This is a genomic window from Pseudoxanthomonas dokdonensis, assembly GCF_001431405.1.
In the GTDB taxonomy this organism is placed as follows: Bacteria; Pseudomonadota; Gammaproteobacteria; order Xanthomonadales; family Xanthomonadaceae; genus Pseudoxanthomonas_A; species Pseudoxanthomonas_A dokdonensis.
On the sequence record NZ_LDJL01000005.1, the window covers coordinates 281,575 to 288,487 of the forward strand.

General features: G+C 64.8%; 5 protein-coding genes. 1 reads left to right on the top strand and 4 read right to left on the bottom strand.

What is annotated here, in order from left to right:
- Window positions 1–21 precede the first annotated feature (21 nt).
- The 4 genes from mtnA to ligA all read right to left on the bottom strand — a co-directional run bounded on the left by mtnA (window position 22) and on the right by ligA (window position 6,010).
- Window positions 22–1,080: an S-methyl-5-thioribose-1-phosphate isomerase gene (mtnA, locus tag ABB29_RS06355; RefSeq protein WP_057657792.1), complete on the bottom strand. Its 1,059-nt coding sequence runs from the start codon at window positions 1,078–1,080 to the stop codon at window positions 22–24.
- Between the two features lie 118 nt (window positions 1,081–1,198).
- Window positions 1,199–2,491 carry a beta-propeller fold lactonase family protein gene (locus ABB29_RS06360; protein WP_057657767.1) on the bottom strand — a complete coding sequence of 431 codons (1,293 nt, stop codon included), beginning with the start codon at window positions 2,489–2,491 and terminating at the stop codon, window positions 1,199–1,201.
- A 172-nt stretch (window positions 2,492–2,663) separates the two neighbouring features.
- The gene (epmA, locus tag ABB29_RS06365; protein WP_057657768.1) at window positions 2,664–3,644 is read right to left on the bottom strand and encodes an EF-P lysine aminoacylase EpmA; all 981 of its coding nucleotides are present in this window, start codon (window positions 3,642–3,644) and stop codon (window positions 2,664–2,666) included.
- Window positions 3,641–6,010 carry an NAD-dependent DNA ligase LigA gene (ligA, locus tag ABB29_RS06370; RefSeq protein ID WP_057657769.1) on the bottom strand — a complete coding sequence of 790 codons (2,370 nt, stop codon included), beginning with the start codon at window positions 6,008–6,010 and terminating at the stop codon, window positions 3,641–3,643. Before ligA ends, epmA begins: the two co-directional genes overlap by 4 nt.
- A gap of 173 nt (window positions 6,011–6,183) precedes the next feature.
- Here ligA and ABB29_RS06375 point away from each other — a divergent pair, with 173 nt between their 5' ends.
- Entirely contained in the window at window positions 6,184–6,588 is a 405-nt protein-coding gene (locus ABB29_RS06375; RefSeq protein ID WP_245622549.1) for a DUF1203 domain-containing protein, read from the top strand.
- Window positions 6,589–6,913: the final 325 nt, after the last annotated feature.

Here is a 6,913-nt window from a genome sequence, read left to right on the forward strand (position 1 = left end):
GGCGGCCGTGCGGACACCCTGTCAGGGGCCGAAAAGCGCCTGCATGCGGGCGCTGTCCGGGCGCTCGACAATGCCCTTCTCGGTGACAATGGCGTCGATCAGCCCGGCGGGGGTGACGTCGAACACCGGGTTCCAGGCAGTGATGCCTTCGGCGACGGTGCGGACGCTGCCGATACCATGCATTTCCGCCTGGTCGCGTTCCTCGATTTCAATCGCCTCGCCACTGGCCATGTCCATGTCCACGGTCGACGATGGCGCCACCACCATGAACTTGACGCCATGGTGGCGGGCCGCGATGGCCAGCTGGTAGGTGCCGATCTTGTTGGCGGTGTCGCCATTGGCGCAGATGCGGTCGGCACCGACGATGACCCATTGCACGGCGCCGGTCTTCATCAGGTGGGCGGCGGCGGCATCGGCAATCAGGGTCGCGTCGATGCCATCCTGCTGCAGTTCCCACACGGTCAGCCGCGCGCCCTGCATCCACGGCCGGGTCTCATCGGCAAAAACCTTGTTGATCCGGCCTTCCACCACGCCGGCGCGGATCACGCCCAGTGCGGTACCAAAGCCGGCGGTGGCCAGCGAACCGGTGTTGCAGTGGGTCAGGATGCCGCTGCCCGGTGCGATCAGGCCGGCGCCGAGCCGGCCCATGTGGCGATTGGCGGCCAGGTCTTCTTCGGCAATGGCCTGCGCCTGGTGCAGCATCACCTCGCGCCAGTCGCCGCCGGCCACGCTGATGGCCGCGCGCATCCGCGCCAGCGCCCAGGCCAGGTTGACCGCGGTCGGCCGCGCTGCGTTGAGGCGTTGCATCGCCGGCTCAAGCTGGCGTACCGCGTCTGCGCCGTTGCCTGCTTCGACCTCGTTGGCGGCCAGCACCACGCCCCAGGCGGCGGAGATGCCGATGGCCGGCGCGCCACGCACGGCCAGCGCATGGATCGCGGCGGCGACCTCGTCGCTGCTGGTGCAGACCAGGTATTCCTGCTCGAACGGCAGTCTGCGCTGGTCCAGCAGTTCCAGGGTAGCGCCGGTCCAGCGGATTGGGCGGATGCGGTCGTAACGGGCGTAATCGAAGGCGGTTTCCATGCCGCTATTGTAGCCAGCCAGGACCACCGCACGAATGAAAACAGGCGCCCGGAGGCGCCTGCAGCTCGATCCAGTCGGCCCTGCCCCGGATCAGGCGGTTGCCGATATGGTGGCGGGTTCAGAAGCCGGCCAGACCGGAGGGGCTGTTGTAGGGAATCGGATAGCGGCCGACTTCAGCCAGATCCTTGCCTTCGATCCGGTATGCAATCAGGGTGCTGGCATTCGGGTACAGCTGGTACAGGAAACCGTCTTCGCTGGCCCAGGAGTCATTCGGGCCGCTGGTGGGGATACCGGCGAAGGCCATGAACTTGCCATCACCCTCGACCAGGCCCAGGCTGCCGTTGGCGCTGGTCAGGGTGTCGCCACTGATGCTGAAACTGGTCAGATTGCCGAGCCCGAAATTGGTCACGAAGGCATGGCTGTTGTCCGGGCTGATGCTGACCCAGCAGGATTCGGACGGACCGTTCGGTGCCAGGCTCAGATCCACGGTTGCCAACGGACCATTACTGACCGTGCCATCGGCGGCAAGCGTACTCAGCACGGCACCATTGCCGGCGGCGAAGGTGTTGACGAACTGGGTGTTGCTGCCGCGCAGGAATGCCAGCGAGAACGGCGTCGGTGCGCCGGCATCGTTCAGTACCGGATCGCCGAGGCTGCCATCGGAGGTGATCGGAAACACCACCAGCCCATCCGGGTTGCCAGCGTTGGAGGGGGTCAGCTTGGGACCGTCGGGTCCGGCAGCCGGGGGCGCGTTGAACAACACGTCAGCCAGCAGGAAGCGGCCATCCGGCGAGACCACGATGCTGGTCGCCACGCGATTGTCGAACTTGTCGTAGTTGAGCGTATACGACTTCTCGTTGGCGACCAGATTGCCGTCCTGCAGCTTGAACGAACGGATATGGTTTGGTCCCAGGGTATGCATGACATACAGGGTCTGGGTCTTGTCATCGAACGCGACCGAGCTGGGCGGTGCTTTCTCACCAGTGGCTTCGGTATCGGTCAGGCTCAGATGTCCGTCCGCTCCGACCTTGAAGGCGCTGACCGACTGGTCACCGGCGTTGACGTTGAACAGCCAGCGGTGATCCCTGCTCATGGTCACGGCGTAGGCACTGAGCAGCGTATCCGGCGCGCTCTCTTCGCCGGTCGCCGGCTTGAAGCCGTTGGTGCCCTTGCCGCCGGTAGCGACACGATCCATTTCAGTCAGCGTGCCATCGGCCATGCGTCCGTAATGGATGATGCTGTTGTCGGTCTCGTTGGTCTGCGTGTACAGATGCGAGGTGGCGGTCGGGCTCGCCGGTTCGGCGCTGTCCATGTCCTCGCTGGCAGCTTCCTGCTTGGTAGAACACGCGGCCAGTGCGAGCAACGCCACCGCCAGCACGCCGGCAGTGGATGAGTGAATGATCGCTTTCATGGTGAGTCCTTTATGGTTGTGCTGATGGGTGGCGCGGCATATACGGCCGCACCAGCGGGCCTGATTGGAAAAAGCCCACAGTGACCATAGACACAGACATCCGCCGCGTCGATTTACATATTCCGGATTGCGGCCAGGGTTCCCTACCAGGCGCTGTTTTCCGAAAGGAAAATCAGGCGTGGGCGAAATCAAATGCGAGTAGAGGCGCAATCGTCGATGAGCGCAGCATCGCCATCAGCAGCCTGTCCACACCAACCGCGACACCCGCGCAATCCGGCAGCGATGGCAACGCGGCGAGCAAGGCGTGATCAATCGCTGGCTGTATGTCGCCACGCTGATCACGGATGCGGTTGTCGCGCAGGAATCTGTCGCGTTGCTCTTCGGCATCGTTGAGTTCGTGATAGCCATTGGCGATCTCGAAACTGCCCAGGTACAACTCGAAACGCTCGGCCAGTGGCGGCTGCCCCGGTCGGATGCGGGCCAGCGCGGCCTGGCTGGCCGGCCAGTCGTGGACCACGGTGATCACATCGTCGGCAAAGCGTGGCTGGATGCAATGCGTGATCAGCAGATCCAGCCAGTCGTCGCGCTGCAGTCCTTCACCATTGATCGAAAATGCCGACAACGGTTGCTGCAGTTGCGCCACGCTGGCGCTGAACGGATCCAGCGACAGGACCTCTTGGAACAGCTGGCGATAATCCAACACCCGCACCTGCGCCTGGCGCCCGACCAGCGCCAGCGCCTGCTGCACCAGAACCACGGTTTCGTCGATCAACGCATGGTGGTCCCAACCGACCCGGTACCATTCCAGCATGGTGAATTCGGGATTGTGGCGGCCACCGGCTTCACCATCGCGAAACACCCGCCCCAGCTCGTAGCAGTCGCCGATGCCGGCCGCAAGCAGGCGCTTGAGCGGGAACTCCGGCGAGGTCCGCAGCCAACGCTGGCGCGGACCGGCGTCAACATGGCCACTGAACTGGACCTGGAACGAGGCGATGTTGGCATCGGTGTTACCGGCACGCGACAGGATCGGGGTTTCCACTTCCAGCACGTCGCGCTCGGCGAAGAAGCCGCGGATCAGCGCGTTGAGCCGGGCCCGCAAACGAATCGCATCCAGCCCAGCGGTCGGCTGCCAGTCGGCTGCAGCGGGACTCATGCGTGCTGGTCGAGGAAGGCCAGCAAGGCCGCCTCGTCCCAGATTTCGATGCCGAGTTCCTGTGCTTTTGCCAGCTTGGAACCGGCGGCCTCGCCGGCGACGACCAGACTGGTCTTCTTTGACACGCTGCCAGCAATCCTGGCCCCCAGCGCTTCCAGTTTTTCGCCGGCTTCATCCCGGCTCATCGAGGCCAGTCCGCCGGTCAGCACCACGGTCTTGCCGTCGAGCGGGCCAGCCGCTTCCGTCGCCACCTGCGGGGTAATCTCAAGCAATTGCTGCAGCGCCTTGCCGGCCGCTTCCAACAGCGCGGCGTTGGCTGGCTGCTGCAACCAATCGGACAGCGCGTTGGCCGACTCGGCCGGCAGGCCGGCGCTGACGAAATGATGGGTCGGCGCATCCAGCAACGCCGATACCGAAGCAAACGCCGCCGCCAGCTGCTCGGCACGCACGCGGGTGACCTTGGCGATGTCCAGATCCACCAGCAGCGTGGCCAGGTTCAAATCCTCGCGCAATTTTGCCGATGGCGGATGGCTGTCGCCGATGACTACCCCGCGCGCTAGCAGGTCATCGATCACCTGCTGATTGCCGGGCTGGTCGAAAAAATGCCCCAGCGAGCGCGCGACTTCGCCACCGATATCCGGCACCCGCTTGAACAGCGGCCACGGTAGATGGCGGATCAGCGCCAGGTCACCAAACCACTGGGCCAGGGCTTTGGCGGTGCTTTCACCGACGTGGGCAATCCCCAACGCAAACAGGAAACGCTCCAGCGTGGTCTGGCGGCTGGCATCGATGGCGGCAATCAGGTTCTCGGCCCATTTGGTCGCGACCTTGCCGCCCTTGCCGGCTGGCGCAGTGCTGTCATCGTCGGCGGGCGCATCCAGTTGCGCGGCATCGCTGCGGCGCTTCATCTCCAGCAGGTCGTCCAGGGTCAACTGGTACAGGTCCGCCACCGAGGTGACGTAACCCAGGTCGCTGAGGGTTTCCACATAGCGCTCGCCCAGACCTTCGATATCCATCGCCCGGCGCGATGCGAAATGGCCGATGGCCTCCTTGCGCTGGGCGCCGCAGATCAGCTCGCCGGAACAGCGCCAGACCGCCTCGCCTTCTTCGCGCACCACCTCTGATCCGCAGACCGGGCATTGCGTCGGCATCTGCCACGGCTGGCTGTCCGCGGGTCGCCGTTCCAGCACTACCCGCACCACTTCCGGAATCACGTCGCCGGCACGGCGGACGATTACCGTATCGCCGTTGCGGACATCCAGCCGCGCAATCTGATCGGCGTTGTGCAAGGTGGCGCGGGTAACGGTCACCCCGCCGACCTGCACCGGTTGCATCAGCGCCCAGGGCGTCACCGCACCGGTGCGGCCGACGTTGACTTCAATCGACTCGAGCACGGTCATCTGCTCCTGCGCGGGGAATTTGTGTGCAATCGCCCAGCGTGGCGCACGCGAGATGAACCCCATCTCGCGCTGGCCGGCATAATCGTCCAGCTTGTAGACCACACCATCGATGTCGAATGGCAGGCTGTCGCGCTGGTCGCCGATCTGGCGGTAGTAATCCAGCAGGCCCTGCAGGCCTTCGACCACCCGGTTCTGCGCGCTGACCGGGAAGCCCCACTGGCGCAGCCGGGCCAGGGTCTGCGAATGGCTGTCGGCGATGTCACCACCTTCGACCAGTCCCACTGCATAGGCATAGAACGCCAGCGGACGCTGCGCGGTCATTCGCGGATCCAGCTGCCGCAATGAACCGGCCGCGCCGTTGCGTGGGTTGGCCAGCACCTTGCCACCCTCCTTCAGCGCACGCTCGTTGTAAGCACGGAACGCGGCCAGCGGCATGTAGACCTCGCCACGCACTTCCAGCAGCGCCGGCCAGTCATCGCCACGCAGGCGCATCGGAATGGCCTTGATCGTGCGCAGGTTGGCAGTCACGTCCTCGCCGGTGGCACCGTCGCCACGGGTAGCACCCTGCACGAACACGCCATCTTCATATCGAAGGCTGATGGCCAGTCCATCCAGCTTCGGTTCGGCCGAGAACACCAGCGTCTCGCGCTTGAGGCGTTCGCCGATGCGACGGACGAAATCGCCGACTTCCTCGTCCGCAAACGCATTGCCCAGTGACAGCATCGGGATCGCGTGGCGCACCTCGGCGAACCGGGCCGAGGGCGCATTGCCGACACGCTGGGTCGGCGAATCGGCGGTCAGCAGCGCCGGATGCTCGGCTTCCAGCGCCTCCAGCTCGCGCAGCAACCGGTCGTATTCGGCGTCCGGGATGTTGGGTTCATCCAGGACGTAGTAACGGTAGTTGGCATCCTCCAACTGCAGGCGCAGTTCGGCGATGCGGGCGTCAGGGGTGTTGGGCGCGGTCATGAGGGAATTCTAACCGGCGCGGCGTTCAACCGGCGTGGGCGAGGCCCGCCACACGGTTTGGAAAGAGGCCAGCAGGCTGCGCTCGGGTGGCACGGATGTGAGGTCCGGATCCGGTGAGTTCGGGACGGTGCAATCCATCACCATCTGGCTTCTTCCACCAGGAGACTCAACCGATGTCGACCTTCCAGCTGATTGGCCTGCCGGCCGAAACCTTCGCTCATTTTGCCGCGCTTTCGCCAGCGGCCCTGGCCACGCTGGGCGTGGTGCGGGTGATTGCCGACAAGGCCAGCGGCTTTCCGTGCCGGGTCAGCCTGCGCGACGCCGAGATCGGCGAGGAACTGTACCTGCTGCCCTACTTGCACCAGTCCGGCGACAGCCCATACAAGGCATCGGGACCGATTTTCGTACGTCGCAACGCAGTAACGGCAACGCTGCCAGCTGGCGCGGTGCCCGGATACGTCAGCCGCCGGCAGATGTCACTGCGCGGCTACGACAGCCAGCACATGATGGTCTCCGCCGAGGTCTGTGACGGCGATCAAGTGGGGTCGATGCTGGAGGCGTTTTTTGCCGAGGACTAGGTCAGTTACGTACATCTTCATTACGCCAAGCGCGGTTGCTACGCCTGCAAGGCGCAGCGGGTGGTCATGCGTTGACAGGGAGGCGGGGTGCGGTCCGGGCAATGGCAGCGCCGGTGGCGGGGCAGCGCAGCGAGCTGCGCTCTACGGGAGGTGCTGTTGTAGAGCGCAGCTTGCTGCGCTGGAACTGTCTGGTGACGGGTTCTGTCTGTAGCGCAGCGAGCTGCGCTCTACGGGAGGTGTTGTTGTAGAGCGCAGCTTGCTGCGCTGGAACTGTCTGGTGACGGGTTCTGTCTGTAGCGCAGCGAGCTGCGCTCTACCAGAGGTG

Coding starts and splice junctions, on each gene's coding strand:
- ligA (WP_057657769.1), bottom strand. CDS start 6,010: ATGACCGCGCCCAACACCCCTGACGCCCGCATCGCCGAACTGCGCCTG.
- ABB29_RS06360 (WP_057657767.1), bottom strand. CDS start 2,491: ATGAAAGCGATCATTCACTCATCCACTGCCGGCGTGCTGGCGGTGGCG.
- mtnA (WP_057657792.1), bottom strand. CDS start 1,080: ATGGAAACCGCCTTCGATTACGCCCGTTACGACCGCATCCGCCCAATC.
- ABB29_RS06375 (WP_245622549.1), top strand. CDS start 6,184: ATGTCGACCTTCCAGCTGATTGGCCTGCCGGCCGAAACCTTCGCTCAT.
- epmA (WP_057657768.1), bottom strand. CDS start 3,644: ATGAGTCCCGCTGCAGCCGACTGGCAGCCGACCGCTGGGCTGGATGCG.